The organism is Bacillus sp. L75 (assembly GCF_003676355.1).
Classification (GTDB): domain Bacteria; phylum Bacillota; class Bacilli; order Bacillales; family Bacillaceae; genus Bacillus; species Bacillus velezensis.
Window position 1 is genome coordinate 38,829 of the sequence record NZ_ML064910.1, and the last position, 20,840, is coordinate 59,668.

The window sequence follows — 20,840 nt, forward strand, 5'->3', positions numbered from 1 at the left end:
ACTATTTGCCTTCGCTAAAAAAAGACCTCCGCACTCTGTCGGAGGTCTTTTTCCCTATCTATGATTCCCGGAACTGGCTTTCATATAATTCCCGGTAAAACCCGTTCTGGCTTAGAAGTTCGGCATGGGTTCCTTTTTCAGCCATTTCGCCGTCTTTCAGCACAAGAATCTGATCGGCTTTTTGAATTGTGTTCAGCCTGTGAGCGATGATGACGCTTGTTCTGCCCGTCATTAAACGGCCGAGCGCTTCTTGTATTTTCACTTCGGTCACTGTGTCAATGTTGCTCGTCGCTTCATCCAAAATGAGCAGCACCGGGTCCGCCAGCACAGCTCTCGCGATGGAAATGAGCTGTTTTTGTCCTTGGCTGATGCCCGCGCCGTTTTGGGTAAGAACGGTATCGTAGCCTTTCGGGAGCCGTTCGATGAATCCGTGGGCATTGGCGGCTTTTGCGGCTGCCTCCACCTCTTGATCAGATGCATCCAGACGGCCGTAACGAATATTTTCCCTGATGGTGCCCTGAAAGAGAAAGGAATCCTGCAGGACAAACCCCATGTTTTTTCTCAGACTGGATCTCGTCAGTTTTTTGATGTCCGTTCCGTCAATGAGGATTTTTCCGTTATTCGGCTCGTAAAAACGGGCGATCAGGCTCGTAACGGTTGTTTTACCCGCTCCGGTCGGTCCGACGAAGGCGATTGACTGTCCTTTCGGAACGCTGAAGGACAGGTGTTTTAAGATCGGGCTGTCTTCCTGATAGCCGAAGGAGACATCTCGGAATTCAATCTCTCCCGTTTTGATCGGCTGGTACAGCGCATGCTCTTCATCTTCCCGCTCCTCTTTTTCATCAAGCACGTCAAACACCCGTTCAGCCCCGGCGATGGCCGATAACATCGTATTGAACTGATTGGCTAAATCATTTAAAGGGCGCGTGAACTGCCGCGAGTATTCGGCGAATACGACGATGGAACCGATCGAGATCCATCCCTTCAGCGCAAACAGCCCGCCGACCGCCGCTATAATCGTAAAGCTTAAATTGTTTAAAGAGTTCATGACTTTCGGAATGAATCCCGAAATTGTCTGCGCCCAAAACCCCGATGATTGTAACGCCGCGTTTTTTTCTAAAAATTGTTCCATGACGCGGTCTTCCCTCGAATAGGCTTTAATGACCTTCGCCCCTGATATCGACTCTTCAATAAAACCGTTCAGCTCGCCGAGGTTTTTCTGCTGCTGCTTAAACAGCAATCCCGTCCGGTTGGTGATCCATTTAATGCTCAAAAGCATGATCGGAATAATCAAAAGCGTGATCAATGTTAAAAGCGGACTCATGTACAGCATGACGGAGATTGTGCCGACGAATGTAATGACGCTCGACAGCACTTGAATGACGGATGTATTTAAAGTGGAGCTGACATTTTCGATATCATTGGTGACCCGGCTCATTAAGTCCCCGAGCCGCTGTTTATCAAAAAACGGAATCGGCAGCTCATGCAGATGGGTAAACAGCTCGCTCCGCATTTTAAACACGGTGCTTTGCGAGATATTGATCATCCAATAGTTTTGAAACCATAAGGACAATGATTGCACGAGGTAAATCCCAAACAGGATGAACAGCACCCCCGCCAATCCGTCTGTCGTCTGTCCGACGATAAAATGATCAATCGCTTTCCCGATGACGAACGGTCCGAGCAGGCCGAATATGGCGCTTATGACTACCATGATGATCACAAGGGTTAAAAGCCCTTTTTTCTCGGCTACATAAGACCAGATTCTGCGCAGCGTGCCTTTTGTATCTTTTGCTTTCGCGCGTTTTCTGCCGCCTTCATTTGATTTGAGCGGTATTTTCGGATATCGGAAAGGTTTACGAATGTCTTTTTGCATTGTCAGCTCCCTCCTTTCCGAATTGTGATTCATAAATCTGCCGGTACAGATGAGACTGTGCCATCAGCTCTTTGTGCGTGCCTTTGGCCAGCAGTTCGCCGTCTTCAAGCAATAAGATGGTGTCAGCCTTCATCGCAGTCGTTATTTTCTGCGTAATAATCAGTGTCGTGCATTCATAGGATCTGATCGCTTGTAAAAGCTTCGCTTCCGTTTGAAGATCAAGCGCGCTCGTACTGTCATCTAACAGCAGGAGGGACGGCTTTCTGATAAAAGCGCGCGCGATGGAAATCCGCTGCTTCTGCCCGCCTGACAAATTGACGCCCCGCTGTCCCAGCACCGTGTCGTATCCGTTTGACAGCTTCATAATCGTGTCATGGATTTGCGCGTCTTGGGCCGCTTCCATTACTTCATCTAGTGAAGCATCCTCCCGCCCCCAGGCGATATTTTCACGGATGGTGCCCGAAAACAGAAGCACTTCCTGCGGAACATAGCCGATTTCCCTGCGCAGCCCGCAAGCGGAGAATTCACCGATCGGTTTGCCGTCTATGAAAATACTGCCCGAATCAGCCGTGTACAGGCGCGGAATCAGCTGAAAAAGCGTTGATTTTCCTGAACCTGTCGCGCCCATAATGGCAACCGTTTCTTTCGGGCTGGCAGAAAAGGACACGTGATGCAGCGCGTCTTTTTCCATGCCCGGATAGCGGAAGGACACTTCGCGAAACTCAATCCCGCCTGCAAGCGCCCGTGCCGGGTCCTGCCCCGTTCCCTCGCCGCCTTCTGTTTCCAGCACCTCGCCGATTCTTTCTCCGGAAGCCTTCGCCCGGGAAAATACCATGATGAGAAAAGGAAGGACGGACAGCGCGCCTGTAATCCGCGTCGCATAGTTAATGACGGAAACGACATCGCCGACCTGCGCTCCGCCCTGAGCAATGCTTTTGGCGCCGAACCATAAGATAAACAAAATGCAAATGTTCATCAGCAGCATTAAAATCGGCATCGCCGCTTCCACGAGACGAAAAGCGGAGACCGTTTTTTCCATCAGCTTCGTATTCGATTTCAAAAAACGTTTCACTTCGTGGTTTGCACGGAGGAGCGCTTTAATCAGTTTGATCGCCGTCAGGTTTTCCTGCATGATCGTGTTGACCTGATCAAGCCGCTTTTGCACAGACCGAAACAGCGCGCCGCCTCTTTTCAGCACCCACAGCAAAAACAAAAGCAAAATCGGCACCGTGATCAGCAGAAAAAACCCGAGTTTCGCATTGACGGTCAGCGAGAGAATAATGCCCCCCGCGATCATTAACGGCGCACGAAGCATAAACCGGAGACTCATGAAAAGCATATTTTGGACCTGTGTCACATCGTTTGTCAGCCGGGTGATAAACGATGTGGATGAGAATTGCGCAAACGTCGAATAGGAGAAGGATTGAATCTTTTGAAAAAGCCCTTTTCGCGTATCATACGCATAGCTCTGGCTGATGTGGGCGGAGTAGAACGAATTTAAAATGCCCGATGCGAATGAAACAGCGGTCAGTCCGATCATCACGCCGCCCCACAGCCAAACCGTACCGAGATCCTGCTTTAAAATTCCTTCGTCAATGATTTTCCCGATCAGCAGGGGCTGTATCAGCTCTACCGCAAGCTCGATGAGCATGAAAAACAGAGCGATTCCCGCCAAAAGAGAATACGGTTTTACATATGATAAAGCCTTTGACATGTGTAAGCCTCCAAATCCTTTGTTCAATATTATTATTTTATGCCTTTCCGGCAAATGAATAAAGAAATTTGGTATGCCGTTTTTTCAATAATCTGCGAAAAAGATAAAACCTTCCCGGGGAGGGAAGGTTTTGACCTTATTGATCCAATTGCTGTTCAATGCGCTCCCGCATTTGCGGAACGCCTAATCCGACAATGACCTGAAGCGCCCTGCCTTTTCTGACGACCCCGTGGGCTCCCAGCTCTCTGAAATCGGCGTCACTTTTGACCTTTGATTCATCAGCGACAGTGACGCGGAGACGGGTGGCGCAATTGGTGACCTCCGTAATATTGTCCTTTCCGCCCAGCGCTTCAATATACAAAGCGGCTGTATCCCGCTGTGTTTCGTCTGCCGCCGCTGTTTCTTTTGAAGCCCGCTTCCGTTCTCTGAACTCCTTTTTCGAATAGAGCTTTGTTTCCTGCCCTTCCTCTTTTTCTCTGCCCGGTGTGGCGATGTTGAATTTGAGAATGAGGAAACGGAAGACGAAAAAGTAAACAGCGGTAAAACACAACCCGATGATGATCTGGTATACATACGTCAAGCCGTGGCTTGACGCCAGCGGGATCCAGTTCAAGGTCGCAGCTTCGATCAAACCGCCCCCCATATTTCCGACGACGCCGGCCATATACATGACGGTTGCCATGGAAGCGGCAAGCAAAGCATGAACCGCAAATAAAAACGGAGAGATAAAAAGGAATGTAAATTCAATCGGCTCTGTAATTCCCGCGACAATGGACGTCAAGGTGACCGGGATCAATAGGCCGGCGACGATTTTTTTCTTTTCCTTTGAAGCCGTGGCGTAAAAAGCGAGCGCGATTCCCGGAATGCCGAAGATTTTCGAGTTGCCGTGAAGCGCGAAGCCCCCCTGCGGGAACAATTCTTTCAGCGGTTTGACGCTTTGAGAGTATTCCCCGAGATGCTGCGCCCAATAGGTGACGATACCGCCTTCAGCCACAGCCGGACCGTAAATAAACGGCGAGTAAATAAAATGATGCAGGCCGGTCGGAATTAAAATCCGCTCCAGGAACGTGTAAATCCACACGCCGATCGCCCCGGAAGAAACGAGAAAACTTTGCAGCGAGCCGATTCCGGACTGAACCATCGGCCACACGTATGCCACCGCAAGTGAAATCGGTATCATAATGAAGAAAGAAATGATAACGATGTAGGAAGATCCTTGAAAAATCCCCAGGAAATCCGGCAGTTTTTTATCAAAATAACGATTGTGCAAATACACGACAATAGATGAAATAAAGATGGCGCCGATAATATTCGTATCAAGCGTTTTGATGCCGGCGATCATCGTCAGCCCGCTCGTTCCGCCGGCTTCCTGATTCATATCGACGTGAAAAGCCCCGCCCCAAACCGTCAGAATCGCATTGATAAAGTAATTGAATGTCAGATAAACTGTAAGCGCTTCCAAACAGGCCCGCGCCTGCGCTTTTTTCGCTAAGGCGACAGGTATGCCGATCGCAAACAGGAGCGGCATTTGATTAAAGACGGTCCAGCCGCCCTGTTCAATGACGTACCAGCATTGATACCAAAGCCCGTCAGGATCAGCCAGCGGCCCCATCAGCGTTTTATTTTTAAACAGCGTACTCAGACCGACAATAATACCGGAAAATGCAAATAATAAAACAGGCACAAACATCGCGCTGCCGAAGCGCTGGACTTTTTGCATCATTTCACGTGACCTCCCGCTATTTATCAAAATTTTCGAGCTCTTTATAATCAACATATGCGCGGAATAACGCTTCGCCCACCAGAAAAAACGGGGCAAATGCGACGATTTCCGTTTTATCGCTTAACGTCACCGGCTTGCTGGTCGCATAAAGATTATACGGCGTCGTTTGCGCCAGTACGTTGTTTTTCAGATTGGTGATTGAAATAAACGGAACTCCCTTTGCGGACAGGGTCCTTACCTGCGGAATTAATTCGGGTGTTTCGCCTGATAAAGAAATAATGATGAATACGTCATCAACCTTAAAATCATCACACATGATATCAAACTCTGTGATGTCCTGAATTAAAATCAGATACTTCCGCCGGGATACAAACATCCGCTGCAGCTCACGGGCGCACACCCTCTGAGCCGTCCCCGATCCGTAAACGAAAATCCGTTTTGCTTCATCTATCAGCCGGCACATCTCCGTCATATCTTTTGACTTCACGTATTTTACATTGGCTTCAATATCATCCAGCAGCTTTTCAAACGTCATATTCTCGCCCTCTTCAGGCTGATCCTCCCATTTCAGAAAAACCCGGAATTCACTGTAGCCGCTGAAGCCCAGTTTTTGGGCGAGCCGCAGGATGGAAGACCGAGAGACATTGCAGGCTTTCGCCATGTCATTGATACCGAGATGGTAGCACGTATGTTTATGATTCAATATATATTTTAAAATATAAAAATCGTTGTCATTTAATTTCGCGTAATGCTGATTAACCAGTTCTTCAAGACTCATCCCAAAAATCCCCCCGTTTTCTTTCTATTATATAGAATAACAGATAAAGAAAACGGGGAAGATTGTCATCAGGAAATAGGAGACGGACTTACATCAAGCTCAGGCCAGTAGTCCTTGTTAGCCTCCATCAGATCTTCAAGAATCAGTCTTGCCACACGGGCGTTCGGCACTGTTTTTGACAGGATCAGCGCCTGCCACAGCTTTTGAAATGACCGCTCTTCCCACGCTTCAGCCGTCAGTTTTTCAACAGACACCTGCTGTTCCATCAGGCCTTTTTGAAATTGCGGTATGTTCCCGACTAAGAGCGGTTCCGGTCCGTTTGAGCCTACGAGACAAGGAATCTCAACCATGGCTGACGGATCAAAGTTTGCGATCGCGCCGTTATTTTCAACGATTAACAGCATCCTCTCCCCTGTGTTGTAAGCGATGGCCCGGGCAAGGTCGACGATATAGGAAGCATGATCATCAATTTTAATTTCACTGTTCTCCGACGATTGTTCGCGCGTAATCATATCGCATTGGCTGAAAATGAAAGCTTCCCGCCCTTCCATGACTTCGTTGGCTCTCGTATGGTTCGGGTTTGATTTTTTCACCATATCATCCGGGAATAAGTAATATTGCAGATATGTGTTCGGAAGCGTATCCGGATCAGCCGCCTGTACGTCGCGCGCTTTTTTGAATGTGTCATTCCAGCTTGCTTCAGTCTGTTCGGCCTCCGTCTTCGGAACGTAGCCGTATTCACGGACATGCTCTTTCAGCTTCGGCATTAAATCATTGCCATGCCGGTCTGTGATGGACGTCCACCAGCCAAAGTGGTTCAAGCCGTAGTAACGGACGTTCATTTCTTTCCGTGAAGATAATCCGAGGATGTTCGCCATGCGATCCTCAATTCCGACCGGCATGTCGCAGATGTTCAATATTTTTGAATTCGGTCTGAGGCGCCGTGTAGCTTCGGCCACAATCGCCGCCGGATTGGAGTAATTCAGCATCCATGCGTCGGGCGAGTACGTTTCCATATAATCAAGAATCTCCAGAACACCGCCGATAGAGCGCATGCCGTATGCGATTCCGCCCGGCCCGCATGTTTCCTGGCCGACCACGCCGTACTTCAGCGGGATTTGTTCATCAAGCGCGCGCATCGCATATTTTCCGACGCGGATATGCGCCATGACGAAGTCAACATCCGTAAAAGCCGTCTCTGGGTCATCAGTCGCCAGAAATTCAATGTTCGGCGCTTTTTCTTTTATAAATACCTCACACGCACCCGCAATCCGCTCCTGCCTTTCTTTATCATTGTCATAAAGTTTCAGCTTTCTGATCGGAAACTCTTCCAGGTGATTCAAAAGCATTAATACAATTCCGGGGGTAAATGTGCTGCCGCCGCCTGCAATAACGATTGAGAATGATTTGTCTGTCATGTGAAGCCCTCCTCTGATAACGTTTACATTTTATTTATATCATGAGAAGGTCCGATCTGTACCGGGTTTGGAGGAGTTAGATCATTTAATCATTTTTAGTTATTTTTCTCAAAAAGCGGGAAAGTTCCCACAGGTACGAAAAAGGCCTGCTGTCATCAGCAGACCCATTCTCAAAAATGCTCTTGTAAATCAGAAAGCAGCACTTCCTGCTCAAATTGCGGATTTCCGATCGGAAAAATTCTGGCTGTTTCCTTGTCTTCGTTGACATGCTGAATATAAATCGGAACTCCTTCGTACGTCACATACGCCATGGCGGCGGATTCCGAAATGTCTTTCGCACGCTGTGTATTCACGTCTCAAACCTCCTTTAGGCCTCACACATAACGTGTCCGGCAGCCAAGAGAAGTATGCTTGTTTCTTACAATTGTCCGGTGGTGAGTTTGAATTTTTTGAGGCGTTTGTAAAACGTGCTCCGCGGGATTCCGGCCATTTTGGCGGCCAGCGTGACATTCCCCTTCGCTGATTCAAGGGCGTTTACGATGATGTTTTTCTGAATGTGCTCCCGGATGGAGACAGGGGACGCTTCTTCCTGTTCATAAGACTCGGCCGCCTCTTTAAGACCTGACGCTTCAAGCAGGGCTGCGATGGGGCGTTCTGACAGCCGTCCGTCCGGGAACATGACGGAAAGACGTTCAAATACATTAAACAATTCCCTGATATTCCCCGGCCATTTCCGGCTCTTTAATAGGTCTAAAAAGTCATCAGGAAGCTCCCCCCGCCAGCCGCGATTTCGCTGAAATTCAAGGAAGAGGCCGGGAATGTCTTCGGTGCGTTCTCTTAATGGAGGGAGGTGGATCGGACAGACGTGAAGCCGGTAAAATAAATCTTCTCTCAGCTTTTTGCATTCGACAAGCTGTCTCAGATCAGTGTGGGTGGCAGTGATGATTCTGATGTCAACGGGAATCTCTTTTGTCCCGCCGACCGGGGTGACTTTCCGTTCCTGCAGCACCCGTAACAGAGCGACCTGCATGGAGTGTGATATTTCTCCGATTTCATCGAGGAAAAGCGTGCCTTTATCGGCTTTTTGCAAAGCGCCGTTATGTCCTTTCCGTTTGGCCCCGGTGAAGGCGCCTTCCGAGTAGCCGAACAGTTCGCTTTCAATCAGCTTTTCGGGGACCGCTCCGCAATTGACGGCGATAAACGGGCCGTTTTTCCTGGAACTGTTGTTATGAATCGCCCGGGCGGCAACCTCCTTTCCCGTCCCGGTTTCTCCCGTAAGACAAACGGTTGCGTCCGTTCGGGCGACAAGCTCCAGCTGCTGAAGCATATGTCGGGATGACGGGCTTTTGCCTGCCGCACCATGGAATATAAAAGACGGCTTTTCTTCTCGTTTGGATAAATAAACGCATGTGTAGCCGTTCTCCTCCCGCTTCGCCTGCTTGATGTGAAAGCCCTGTTCCTCAAGCTCGCGCAGCGTATGTCCGGTAAAATGCTGAACGGGACGGCTTGCGGCGATAACCCGGCTCATTTCATTGCAAAGCACGATCGGATCGTGAGACCGGGTAAGCCCGGCGAACTTGCTGATCATGTCAAGTTCTGTCATTTTGATCTTTAGGGCAAGCTCCCGTTCCGCCGTATAAGCGATGGAGGAGGCAATTCCGAGCATAAACGGCTGAGCGCGGGCGGCGGGGCAGGAAATATCAATGACACCCGCCAGCCGCCCGTCTTCATAACGGATCGGCGCGGCGGAACAGCTCCATTGATGAGAAGCGAGCGAATAATGTTCAGAGCCGTGTATCATGACCGGCTCTTTTGTATAAAGAGCCGTCCCGATCGCATTCGTGCCGACGGCCGTTTCCGTCCAGCGGGCGCCTTTTAAGAAATTGATGCGGTTCGCTTCATGAATGGTGCGCGGGTGGCCGTCAACTGAATGGACAACGCCGTCTGAATCAATCAGGAGAACCATCATTTCCATTTCCCGCATCGCCGTTTTCATTCTTTCTGCATACGGCGTTGAGGCCGCTAAAAATAACGCATGCTTTTCGGCCTGCCTTTCTAAATGATCTGCCGGCATTACATTCGGCCCCTTTTCGAGATAAGGGTTGACGTCGGCTTTTTTGCAGCGGTGCCATGAGGCGGCCACCCGCTTCTGAATACGGGATTCATCAAGCACGCCTTCTTTCACAAAGCGCTTCCAGGTTTTAAAATCATTCCGAATGACATTCATTGTATTCGCTCCCCCCTGTTCAGACCATCTTTTCATATATTGTAGGGGAAAAATAAAGCGCTTTCAACGAAAAATACCCCTTCTCATCTGAGAAAGGGTATTCCGGTTATACGGAATGCACCGCAAGTCCGGTGACATTCAGCAGGGCTTCCTGAAGCGTTTCTGACAGAGTCGGATGCGCCGCGATAAAGTGCTCCGACATATCCGCCGTCATTTCACCGTTCATCATCATGACCGCCTGACCGATCAATTCCGTCACGTCCGGCCCGATCATTGACACGCCGACGATTTCTCCGAATTCCGGTTCGGCAATGATTTTCATTTTGCCGCCATGCTGATGTTTAATTAACGCTTTTCCGTTAGCAGAAAATGAGCATTCTCCGATTTTCACATCTCCGTATGTCTCTCTCGCCTGTGTTTCCGTCAGCCCGACAGCGGCCATTTCCGGCGATGTATAAATACAGCGAGGCACCGCCCGCATATTGACTTTGCTTTCCTTTCCCGAGGCATGCGCGGCGGCTGTGATTCCTTCATGAATGGCGGCATGCGCCAGCTGCATTCCTCCGGCCGCATCGCCGCACGCATATATATGAGGCACATTGGTCTGCATATGGTCATTGACTTCAATACCGCGCGGAGAATACCGGATGCCGGCTTGCTCCAGATTCAGGCCTTGCAAACGCGGCTTTCTGCCGATTGCAACCAAAACGTGATCAGCCTGAGCCTCAATTTCTTTGCCGTCTTTTGTCCACACGGCGGTTTTCCTTTCTTTGTCAATCCGCTGAAGGGCGGCTTTCGTCTGAATATCAGCCCCGCTGTCTCTTAAAGAGTCTTCGAAAACGGCAGCGATTTCTCCGTCTTCTGCCGGGAGCAGCCGGTCAGCCGATTCAATCACCGTCACTTTCGTTTTAAACCGGCTGAATAAAGAGGCAAATTCACAGCCGATCACACCTCCCCCGACAATAAGCAGAGAAGAAGGGATTTTCTGTAAAGAAAGCGCGTCTTTGCTGTCGATCACCCAATCGCCGTCAAATGGGGCAAACGGCAGCTCCGCCGGTTCAGATCCGGATGCAATCAATATCCGATCCGCTTCCAGAATGTCTTTTGCGCCTCCTTCTCCTTCAACAAGCAATGTCTGCTCTGTGAGAAATGAAGCTGTCCCGCTGATGACTTTAATCTGATTTGTTTTCATTAAGTATTGAATTCCCTGCACGAGCTGGCTGACGATTTGCCGTTTGCGCCCCTGCATGCGGGCCCAATTGAGTGTAATGTTTTGCGGCAGTTCGATGCCGAATGTATCTGCATGCCTGATTTTATCGAGCACATTCGCGCTTTCCAAAAGCGACTTTGTCGGGATGCACCCCTCATTGAGACAAGTGCCTCCGAGCGGCCCTTTGTCAATCAGAACGACTTCTTCTCCCCTCCGCGCGGCAGTCACGGCAGCTGCATATCCGGCAGGCCCGCCGCCGATAATGGCTAGTGTCAATCTCTTCACCCTCTCTATAAAATCAATCCGGCCGGCTCTTCAAGCAGCGCTTTGACCGTTTTCAGGAAGTCCGCAGCCGGTGCGCCGTCACATACTCTGTGATCAAAGGTAAGGCTCAGCGGCAGCATGGTGCTTTTGACAAGTTCATCTCCTTTAAACGCAGGCGTTTCATAGCTTGCGCCTACTCCGAGAATACCGGCTTCAGGCGGATTAAGAATCGGGGTGAAATGCTCAATTCCATAACCCCCGAGATTTGTAATAGAAAATGTCGATCCGTGCAGGTCATCTCCGGAAGCATTGCCTTCCCGCGCCCGGCGTGCCGATGTGCTGATGTGATCCGCAAGCTCAAGGAATGAAAGCTTTTCCGCATCCCGAATCACCGGCACGACGAGACCGTTTTCAAGAGAAACCGCCATCCCGAGGTGGACATATGGATAGGTGATGATCCGCTCCTCTTGATAAGAGCTGTTCAGCTCAGGATGCTGTTTCAGCGCAAGCACCGCGGCCCGGGATACGAAATGTGTGACCGTCAGTTTAACACCGCTCCGCTTTTTCGCGCTGTCGGCGAGCTGCTCCTGCCATTTTACAAGCTCCGTAATGTCCGCTTTCATCGTCAGCGTCAGCTGGGCGCTGTTTTGCAGGCTTTTGTGCATTCGGTCTGCAATCACTTTTCTCATCGCTGAAGCCGGTTTTCCCTCCGGCTGTGCCGTCTGAACCGAAGACTGCGGTTCAGCTTCCGTCTTCATGGCCTTGATGACGTCAGCTTTTACGATTCTGCCTCCGGGCCCCGTCCCGTTCAGCGTTTCAACTTTCAACCCGGCTTTCTCCGCCATTTTTCGGGCAACGGGAGATATTTTCACGCGGTGTTTACGCTTTTGCCCGGCTTTGGGAGCGGGAATATGTTCAGGTTCAGATTGCGGTTTCCCTGCATTTTCAGGAGCCGGCGCCTCCTTCTCCCGCACTTCTTCGCCGTTTTCCCCGATATAACAGATGGGCGTTCCCGGCGGGACTCCTTCTCCCTCTTTGACTTTAATATGGAGAAGCGTGCCGCTTTCAGGCGCTTCTATTTCCATTTCTATTTTTTCCGAGTTGATGCTGGCGATGCTTTCTCCCTTTTCAACCGGGTCGCCGACTTTTTTATTCCAGACGGATACTTCACCTTTCTTCATCGCCATTCCCAGCTTCGGCATTACTACTTTTACAGCCATTCTATATCCCTCCTTTAATTCATTGCCGGCTCGCCAAGCAATTCAAGCGTGACGCTGACAATTTGGTCTGGTGTCGGCAAATATTGATCTTCAAGCACCGGCGAAAACGGCACTGGTGTATGCGGCGCTGTAATCCGCTTAATCGGCGCATCAAGCAAATCAAAGCCCTTATCGGCGACAATCGCAGCAATATCCGTGGCGATGCTGCAGCGCGGATTGGCTTCGTCAATGATGATCAGCCGGTTTGTTTTTTCTAACGATGTGAAAATCGCTTCCTCATCTAAAGGAGACAGACTCCGGGGATCAAGCACCTCGGCGTCGATGCCTTTCTCAGAAAGCTGCGCAGCCGCTTCAAGCGCAGTATTGACCTGCTTGCCGACCGCAAACAGTGTGATGTCGCTGCCTTCGCGTTTGATATCCGCTTTTCCGAGCGGAATTGTATAATAATCTTCCGGCACCTCGCCCTTCATGTTGTAGGACGTTTTATCTTCAAAAAAGAATACCGGATCATTGTCTTCTATTGCCGAAAGCAGCAAACCTTTGGCGTCATATGGATTGGACGGCACAACCGTCTTCAGACCCGGGATGCTGGTGAACAGGCCATACAGCGCCTGCGAATGCTGAGCGGCTGCCCGGAATCCGGCTCCGTATGTGGTGCGGACGGTGATCGGCACTTGCGCTTTACCGCCGAACATATAGCGGAATTTCGCCCCTTGGTTGATCACTTGGTCAAAGCACGTTCCGATAAAATCGTTAAACATCAGTTCCGCAATCGGTCTCAGCCCCGTGGATGCCGCAGCCATGGCCGCACCCATGTAGCCCGCCTCAGAAATTGGTGTGTCCAGCACCCTGCTTCTGCCGAATTCCTGTACGAGCCCCTTTGTGACCCCCAGTACACCGCCCCATGCTTCATCATCTTGCAAGTGATCGACCGCCGCTCCCCCGGCGACATCTTCACCGATCAAAAGCACATTTTCGTCTTTTCTCATCGCAAGCTTCATTGCTTCATTGAGCGCGTCCGACATGCTTATGACTCTCGCCATCTCACATTCCCCCTTTTTCATATGACACGTAGACGTCTGTCAACAGCTCAGACTCTTTCGGATATGGACTCTTTTCGCTGAACGAGACGGCTTTTTCAATCGATTCGCTGACACGCTGTTCGATGTCTGACAGTTTATTTGCATCTGTTTCTTTTAGAAGATAGTTTTTAAAGCCTTGAATGGCATCCTTTTCTTCAAGATGCTCAGTCTTTTCATCCTTTGTTTTATAAGTTTGGGCATCCCCTTCGAAATGGCCGTAGTTTCTGTAAGTCATACATTCAATCAAAGATGGGCCTCCGCCGTTTCTTGCTCTTTCTATCGCTTCCCCGGCTGCCTGATAAACTGCTAAAATATCTTTTCCGTCCACCGTGACCCCCGGCATGTTGTAGGCAGCCGCCCGATCGGCGATTGAATTACAGGCTGATGCGTACTCAAATGTCGTGGCTTCGCCGTAGCCGTTGTTTTCGGCGATGAACACGACAGGAAGGTTCCATACTGCCGCTAAGTTCAGCCCTTCATGGAAGGTCCCTTGGTTATTGGCTCCGTCCCCAAAAAAGCAAACGCTTACATTTTTAGTTTGTTTATATTTAGCCGTGAGCGCTGATCCGCATGCGAGCGTGAATCCGCCCCCGACGATTCCATTTGCGCCTAACATGCCTTTATCAAGATCCGCAATGTGCATAGAACCGCCTTTGCCTTTACACAGTCCGGTCGCTTTTCCGAATATTTCCGCCATCATGCCGTCCAGATCACAGCCTTTGGCGATACAATGGCCATGTCCCCTGTGTGTGCTTGTAATGCTGTCGCCATCATCTAAATGAGCGCACACCCCCGCAGCTACCGCTTCTTCACCGGCATACAAATGGACGAATCCGGGAAGCACTCCTTGCGCGAACAGTTCATGCACTTTGTCTTCAAAGCCCCTGATTTCCAGCATCTTTTGGTACATCCACAGCGCTTTTTCCTCAGTTAATGACAAGCCTTCTCGTTTTAACAATTCCATTTTGTGCGCCTCCTTCTATTTAGGGTTCACACTTATAAATGCAAGAAGCATGCCAGCCTTTGAAGCCCGTAAAATGAATGTTTTTATTTTTACAATGGAGACAGTTTGAGACAGGTGTCTCATTTTGTCTCGATCTGTTCCCTTTGTCTCGTTTTAAGGCATACAAAAAAGACCGGGCATCACCCTGTCTTTGACAATGATCGACGTATTTATTTCCTCGGAAATCTTTTAACTGCTTCATGCTTCTGCATACAGTCTATCGTGGCGTTTGAGTGGTTACACTCTTTTATCCACGTGCTTCAGTTCATGCTTTTCTTCAACAGCCCGATTCAGCGCTTGAAGCATGTAGCCAATGCCTTTATACGATGACAAAGGCCAGGTGATATGCTGATGCTCTCCGATGACGGCGTTTAGGACGCTTCGGTATTTTTTCCCGCCAAGCATGACAAGCTCTTCGATGTCGGAAAAGCCTTTTTCATGAAATTGAAGGCGCAGCTCGTCCGCTGCCATGATCTCCGGATGACCGGTTCCAAAAGTGACATCGTAATTTCCGGGAACCATATCATCCGGACGAAGGAATCCGTGCTTTGCCGACAAAATTACCCACTCATCGAAAAATGCTTTCGCATATCGCTCGCACGCCTGATGAAACGGGCTGAGATAAGCGTCTTCCGCCCTTACCGGACCTGTATCTGAATGGACATCCCAAATTTTTTTCTTGCCGCAGGGGATGATGCACAGTCGTTTCATTTTTCTCTCCCCTTTATGATGTATGTCCTATCAATGTACCATGATTCGTTTATTTCTGCATGACGAAACTGGCCATGGGTCTGTCTGGGTAAAAACTGCACACAAAAAGACCCGGAATTCAAACCGAAATCCGGGCCGGATGAAGAGGTATTTATGTCACTCTTGCTCCATCCCATCAAGATACTTTCTCTCAAAGTCATCGAGCAATGCACGCACTTCATCTGTTGACTTTGTATTCATGCATTGATTTCTTAATTCACTTGCTCCACGGAATCCGCGGAGATATATCTTGAAAAAGCGAGGGAGCGGTTTATATGCTCGAGCTTCTGCTTTTGAATATTCATCATGAAGATCCAGGTGCAATCTCAAAAGATCAAGCAATTCCTTACTGCTATGCTCTCTCGGCTCCTTTTCAAAGGCGAATGGATTAGTAAAAATGCCTCGTCCAATCATAATCCCGTCAACACCGTATTGTTCAGCGAGTTTCAAGCCGGTTTCACGGTCAGGAATATCCCCATTGATCGTCAATAGGGTATCCGGCGCTATCTCATCACGAAGTTTCTTGATTTCCGGGATGAGCTCCCAATGCGCATCTACTTTACTCATTTCCGCTCTTGTACGCAGATGAATGGAAAGATTCGCAATGTCTTGTTTCAGTATGTGTGTCAGCCAGCCGCGCCATTCGTCTATATCCGTGTAGCCAAGTCTGGTCTTCACACTTACCGGCAGACCTCCTGCTTTCGCCGCCTGTATTAATTCGGCTGCAACTTCAGGACGGCAAATCAGGCCGCTTCCCTTTCCATTCCCCGCCACATTAGGTACAGGACAGCCCATATTGATATCCAGGCCCTTAAACCCTAATTCCGCCATCCCAATACTCATTTGGCGAAAGTTTTCAGGCTTATCTCCCCATATGTGGGCAACCATCGGCTGTTCATCCTCCGTGAAAGTCAAACGGCCGCGCACACTATCCTTCCCATCCGGGTGACAATAGCTTTCTGAGTTTGTAAACTCTGTGAAAAACACATCAGGTCTGCCTGCTTCACTCACAACATGGCGAAAAACGACATCCGTCACATCTTCCATTGGTGCCAGTACAAAAAATGGCCGTGGTAATTCACGCCAGAAATTATCTGTCATAACAAATCCAAATCCTTTCATGATGGGATACAGCCAAACCTTGATCCCAAAATTAAAAACTGACCATGCTTCTTTTACACTTATAGCATGTGTCAGCACTTCTTATCAAACGATAGTAAATTTTGAACATTTCACTTTTTACACGTAAAAAAGTGAAAAAGCAAACTGAAGCAGAACGCCTTAATTGAGTTAACGTAATAGACTATCGCTATAGTTAACCCCATATCGTTCATTTCTGATCAACTCAGCCAACTCCTTAACCTTTAAAAGGGTTTGAGAGAGAAAAAAGTGTGATGATTATCTACACCTATTTTTTATTTATATTGTGGTTTATTAATAGTAGCGCTGACCTTCATTTTTCTTAGCGGCCTTACTTTTGCTCTTTTTGAACAAAAAGGATTCCAACCTAAATAGAATATCATATGAGTTCTCCCTATTACCAATGCAAAATAATTGTCCTGTTATCGAAGAGAAAATATTTAACGCTGCACCATATCCGTATCTCAATATCATTTGCGAAAAAATAATTTGATTAAACAAATGGGGCTGGGGGTGGTATATCTGGGTACTCAAGAGAATGTAAATAGAAAAAGCCTTAACTTACCGCTTGTGAATCACATGGAGTAAAGAGGATGGGATGGGATGGGAAGAGAAAATAAACTCGAACTTAACAGAATTCAAGTACTTCAATCTGGATCTTTTGGGATTTGCTCATGGTTTAGAAATAACCAACGCAACAAGTGGCTTCTGTCTCTATACAGTATATGTACTAAGGGTCGATTGGCTTTCAAACCCCATATGTTAATATCTTTATACAATCACCTATATATGTTTGTATAAGGTTACGATTCAGTAATCCTGATCCAAAACCAATAAAATAGACTGCTGACTAAGTGCCGCAGTCTTCATTCATAAGATTAATAAGAAAGTGTTCATTTTCTTTCATCATTAAATAAGGCATCAGAAGTTATTGCTTTCATTTCGAATATCCTTTGTTATACCTGTGATGATTTGTATAACAGTGAAAACCCCCAAGAAAACAGTGACAATATTAAACCATGGATTATCATAGAATGAAAGATATGTTTGAAAGAAATCCAGCTCAACTATGTTTGCTGGGAATCCATTCATTTCTCTATAATTAGGACCCCATCCGGTTAATTCTGCAAAATTAAAATAAAGCTGTGAAACTAAAAATGCCAAAACCGTGAGAAACCAACTTTTTTTATACAACGGCCGTTTTTTGTTTACTTTATCCATTTCATTATCCATTTCCTTTTCTGCAATACTTTTTAGCCAAGTGACAATCTAACATCATTATAGTATGAAGCATGATTGTCGCGATAATTACTTATTAAGGATATAACCATCGCAGGTATTACTGTAATAGTTGTTATCACTTGTGTTTCCGCCTCGGGTTTATTCCTTCTTTGGGAATAAGGAAAATAATCGGGGTCCTTTTTTCCTGTTTAGGCTTTCATATCATGTATAACGACCAAACATGCTTTTTTAGTGTGTTTGATCTTTTATCCACAGTTGTTGCTAATAGTAGATGTGCCAACTGCCGTTGTGATTAGTGTAAGTAAGCAACCTTGCCTTTTACAGCTTCTGCTTCAGAACCTTCGTTCAGTGGTTGAGGTTCCAATATCTCTCATTCGGTTTCACCTTCTTTTTATCATTTATTACAACTATCGCCAATAGTAGATGTGCCGATGAGTGTCGGGGACTTTATTCTTTAAGAAAGAAGTTTACAAAATATTAACTAAAATTACAAGTATTCACGGAACTTGAACGACTTGTTATTGCTTCTGGTTCACAACAAGATCTTCATATTTTGTCTGTAATGCCGTTTCCAAACGAAAAAAAGAAAGTGTTAATAGAAAGCAGCCTACTTGGCTGTTTTTCACTTGCTTTTCCATACGTTTTTTTCAACTCTTTTTATCAGTTAAATAAAGACAAAAGACAGATAGGACAAGGGCAAAGGCTGCGCATAAAAAAACCCGGAAATCGGAATTGTTTAATTTACCGAAATCCAGGTCTGATTACGAATTGTTTATTTTAGTTAGACGATTTTAATACAAGCTTCGCCACGGCTTCCACATGAGCCGTCTGCGGAAACATATCAACAGGCTGAATATATTCGACGCGATAGTCCTTCGACAGCGTCTGCAAGTCTTTCGCCAGTGTGGAAGGATTGCAGGATACGTAGACGAAGCGTTTCGGTTTTACTTTTTTGATGGTATCTAAAAATGTTCTGTCACAGCCCGTTCTCGGCGGGTCGACGATGACCACGTCAGGGCGGAAGCCTTCTTTCGTCCATTTCGGGAGCCAGTGTTCGGCTGTTCCTGTGACATATGCCGCGTTTTTGATGCCGTGTTTCTTGGCGTTTTTCTTCGCATCGTCAATTGATTCTTTAATGACGTCCATGCCGCGGATCTCTTTTGCGCCGCTTGAAACCCACATGCCGATCGTACCGACGCCGCAATACGCGTCTACGACTTTTTCTTTTCCTGTCAGCTGAGCCGCTTGTTTCACTTCGTCATACAGCTTGACCGTCTGCTCCGGGTTGAGCTGGAAGAAGGCGCGGGCGCTCAGTTCAAATGACACGTCACCGAGCACTTCTTGAATGGCATGGCTTCCGGCCAACGCTTTTGTTTTGTCACCGAAAATGACGGATGTGCGCGCGCCGTTGACGTTTTGAATAATCGATTTCACTTCCGGCAGACGGTTCTGAATGGCTTTGACGATTTCGTCTTTATTCGGCAGTGTCTCTTTCGCGGTGACAAGCACGACCTGCACTTCGCCTGTTTCAAAACCGACTCTCGTCACGATGGTGCGGACATCGCCTTTTTTGGTCCGTTCGTTATAAACGGATACGTTGTGTTTTTCCAAAATACGGCGGACGATACCCGTTGTTTTGTTTGTCGCCGGATGCTGGACAATGCATTCCTTAATCGGAACGATTTTATGGGAATCCAGTCCGTATAAGCCGGCAATGATGCTGCCGCTTTGCGAGCGTCCGACTTGGAACTGGCTTTTGTTCCGGTAATTCCAAGGGTTGTCCATTCCGATCGTATCTTTAATGTTCATTTCTTCGACATTGAATCTCGTATGACGTTCCAGAGACTGAATGACGATGTCGCGTTTTTCGCGAAGCTGCTGGGTGTATGCCAGATGCTGAAGCTGACAGCCGCCGCACTGGTCGTAGACCGGGCATGGCGGCGTGACGCGGTGTTCAGACGGCTTGCGGATTTTTTTGACGCGTGCTTCTGAAAATTTCGGCTGCACATTTGTCGCTTCGGCAACGACTTCTTCACCGGGCAGAGCGCCGGGAACGAAGACAACTTTTTTCTTAAAATAGCCGACTCCCTCTCCGTTAATGCCGAGACGTTTGATGGTCAGCGGAAATGTCTGTCCGATTTTCAATTCGGCAGGCGCCTTTTTTTGATGTTGATTCACGTTTTTTTCTCTCCGTTTCTATATAAAGCCTTTCTCATGGGAAAACGGCTGATTTGAAATATCACATCTTTTCAGTATAACATGCAGCCGGCGGTTCCTTCATGTTTTTCACTGGAAGTTTCCAAAAATCCTCATCATTCAATACTTCTCCACAAGTACAAGGACGCATAGCTTAAATACGGCGCCCATTCGCTGCTTACCTGGAGCATCACGTCTTTTGACGGTTTATCCTCAAGGGCGAAGCGGCGTTTGACGGCGTTTTGCAGGCCGATGTCCGCCAAAGGAAACAGATTCGGGCGGCCGAGGCCGAACATGAGGACGTTTTGGACGGTCCACGGGCCGATGCCTCTGATGGCGATCAGCTTTTTCATAATGTCTTCATCCGATAAATGGGTAAGTTCCGCCAGATTGAGCGCTCCTTCTGCAATCATCCGTGAAATGTCAATCGCATATTCCGCTTTTCTCATGCTGAACTGGAGCTCCCGCAAGTCCTGATACTCAAGCCCCGCGATCGTTTTCGGCTCGGGATAGCACCAGACGCCGTCTTTTTGTTCACCGAAGGCATGGACGAACCGTTCCGTTAAAGTAAAAGCGAAGGACAGGTTGAGCTGCTGGTGGATGATGCATTTCATGAGACAGTTGTAGACGTCATATTCCAAGACGAGCGGGGTTCCCGCATGCTCCTCAAAAAGCGCCGACAGATTTGTTTTTGAGAAATGATCAAGCACAGGCTGAAGCGGCTGCTCCCACTGAAAAATGTGTTTGATCCGTTCAATCATCTCCTCGCGGTCCGTTTCTCCGCTGACGAGGAAGACCGGGTCTGCGGCGGTGCCTTCCGCTTGAACCGTGATGACGGACAGTTTGCCGTCCCGTGTTCTGAGCGGCACTTTGATTGATCTTGCATGAAGATCGACCGCATTCAGCGGATCGAGCGACAGCCTTTCAAGGACTTTATCAAAATGATACGGCGGTGTGACCGAAACCGTTTCCTTCCACATATGCTCCACCCCTTTTT

At 48.1% G+C, this 20,840-nt stretch carries 16 protein-coding genes; all 16 read right to left on the reverse strand.

Annotated elements, in window-relative coordinates:
* Positions 1 to 58: 58 nt before the first annotated feature.
* A complete protein-coding gene (locus tag D5S11_RS15215) occupies positions 59 to 1,876 on the reverse strand; it encodes an ABC transporter ATP-binding protein (RefSeq protein ID WP_032867756.1) in 1,818 nt (605 codons plus the stop codon).
* The gene (locus tag D5S11_RS15220) at positions 1,857 to 3,590 is read right to left on the reverse strand and encodes an ABC transporter ATP-binding protein (RefSeq protein ID WP_007408532.1); all 1,734 of its coding nucleotides are present in this window, start codon (positions 3,588 to 3,590) and stop codon (positions 1,857 to 1,859) included. The genes D5S11_RS15215 and D5S11_RS15220 overlap by 20 nt, the downstream gene beginning before the upstream one ends.
* A 136-nt stretch (positions 3,591 to 3,726) precedes the next feature.
* Positions 3,727 to 5,313, reverse strand: coding sequence for an alpha-glucoside-specific PTS transporter subunit IIBC (locus D5S11_RS15225; RefSeq protein ID WP_108725092.1), 1,587 nt, complete (start codon positions 5,311 to 5,313; stop codon positions 3,727 to 3,729).
* Between the two features lie 16 nt (positions 5,314 to 5,329).
* Positions 5,330 to 6,091, reverse strand: a complete 762-nt coding sequence (locus D5S11_RS15230; RefSeq protein ID WP_007408530.1) for a MurR/RpiR family transcriptional regulator — start codon at positions 6,089 to 6,091, stop codon at positions 5,330 to 5,332.
* A gap of 68 nt (positions 6,092 to 6,159) precedes the next feature.
* On the reverse strand, positions 6,160 to 7,509 hold the full coding sequence (gene glvA / locus D5S11_RS15235) for a maltose-6'-phosphate glucosidase (RefSeq protein WP_020955514.1): 1,350 nt from the start codon (positions 7,507 to 7,509) through the stop codon (positions 6,160 to 6,162).
* Positions 7,510 to 7,679: 170 nt separating this feature from the next.
* Positions 7,680 to 7,862 (reverse strand): H-type small acid-soluble spore protein, encoded by a 183-nt coding sequence (locus D5S11_RS15240; protein WP_003155535.1) that lies wholly within the window; start codon positions 7,860 to 7,862, stop codon positions 7,680 to 7,682.
* A 65-nt stretch (positions 7,863 to 7,927) separates the two neighbouring features.
* Positions 7,928 to 9,736: a sigma-54-dependent Fis family transcriptional regulator gene (locus D5S11_RS15245; RefSeq protein WP_020955513.1), complete on the reverse strand. Its 1,809-nt coding sequence runs from the start codon at positions 9,734 to 9,736 to the stop codon at positions 7,928 to 7,930.
* Between the two features lie 106 nt (positions 9,737 to 9,842).
* Positions 9,843 to 11,222 (reverse strand): dihydrolipoyl dehydrogenase, encoded by a 1,380-nt coding sequence (lpdA, locus tag D5S11_RS15250; protein ID WP_020955512.1) that lies wholly within the window; start codon positions 11,220 to 11,222, stop codon positions 9,843 to 9,845.
* A 14-nt stretch (positions 11,223 to 11,236) separates the two neighbouring features.
* Entirely contained in the window at positions 11,237 to 12,430 is a 1,194-nt protein-coding gene (locus D5S11_RS15255; RefSeq protein ID WP_032867771.1) for a dihydrolipoamide acetyltransferase family protein, read from the reverse strand.
* A gap of 14 nt (positions 12,431 to 12,444) precedes the next feature.
* Positions 12,445 to 13,473, reverse strand: a complete 1,029-nt coding sequence (gene acoB / locus D5S11_RS15260; protein WP_032867773.1) for an acetoin:2,6-dichlorophenolindophenol oxidoreductase subunit beta — start codon at positions 13,471 to 13,473, stop codon at positions 12,445 to 12,447.
* Position 13,474: 1 nt separating this feature from the next.
* Positions 13,475 to 14,476, reverse strand: a complete 1,002-nt coding sequence (acoA, locus tag D5S11_RS15265) for an acetoin:2,6-dichlorophenolindophenol oxidoreductase subunit alpha (RefSeq protein WP_007408524.1) — start codon at positions 14,474 to 14,476, stop codon at positions 13,475 to 13,477.
* 276 nt (positions 14,477 to 14,752) lie between these two features.
* On the reverse strand, positions 14,753 to 15,226 hold the full coding sequence (locus D5S11_RS15270; RefSeq protein ID WP_108725093.1) for a DUF6884 domain-containing protein: 474 nt from the start codon (positions 15,224 to 15,226) through the stop codon (positions 14,753 to 14,755).
* 156 nt (positions 15,227 to 15,382) lie between these two features.
* A complete protein-coding gene (locus tag D5S11_RS15280; protein ID WP_007408522.1) occupies positions 15,383 to 16,366 on the reverse strand; it encodes a tRNA dihydrouridine synthase in 984 nt (327 codons plus the stop codon).
* Positions 16,367 to 17,326: 960 nt separating this feature from the next.
* A complete protein-coding gene (locus D5S11_RS15285; RefSeq protein WP_015417041.1) occupies positions 17,327 to 17,626 on the reverse strand; it encodes a YfzA family protein in 300 nt (99 codons plus the stop codon).
* Between the two features lie 798 nt (positions 17,627 to 18,424).
* Positions 18,425 to 19,825, reverse strand: a complete 1,401-nt coding sequence (gene rlmD / locus D5S11_RS15290) for a 23S rRNA (uracil(1939)-C(5))-methyltransferase RlmD (protein WP_007408520.1) — start codon at positions 19,823 to 19,825, stop codon at positions 18,425 to 18,427.
* A 134-nt stretch (positions 19,826 to 19,959) separates the two neighbouring features.
* Positions 19,960 to 20,823: a DNA-3-methyladenine glycosylase family protein gene (locus D5S11_RS15295; RefSeq protein WP_015417039.1), complete on the reverse strand. Its 864-nt coding sequence runs from the start codon at positions 20,821 to 20,823 to the stop codon at positions 19,960 to 19,962.
* Positions 20,824 to 20,840 lie beyond the last annotated feature (17 nt).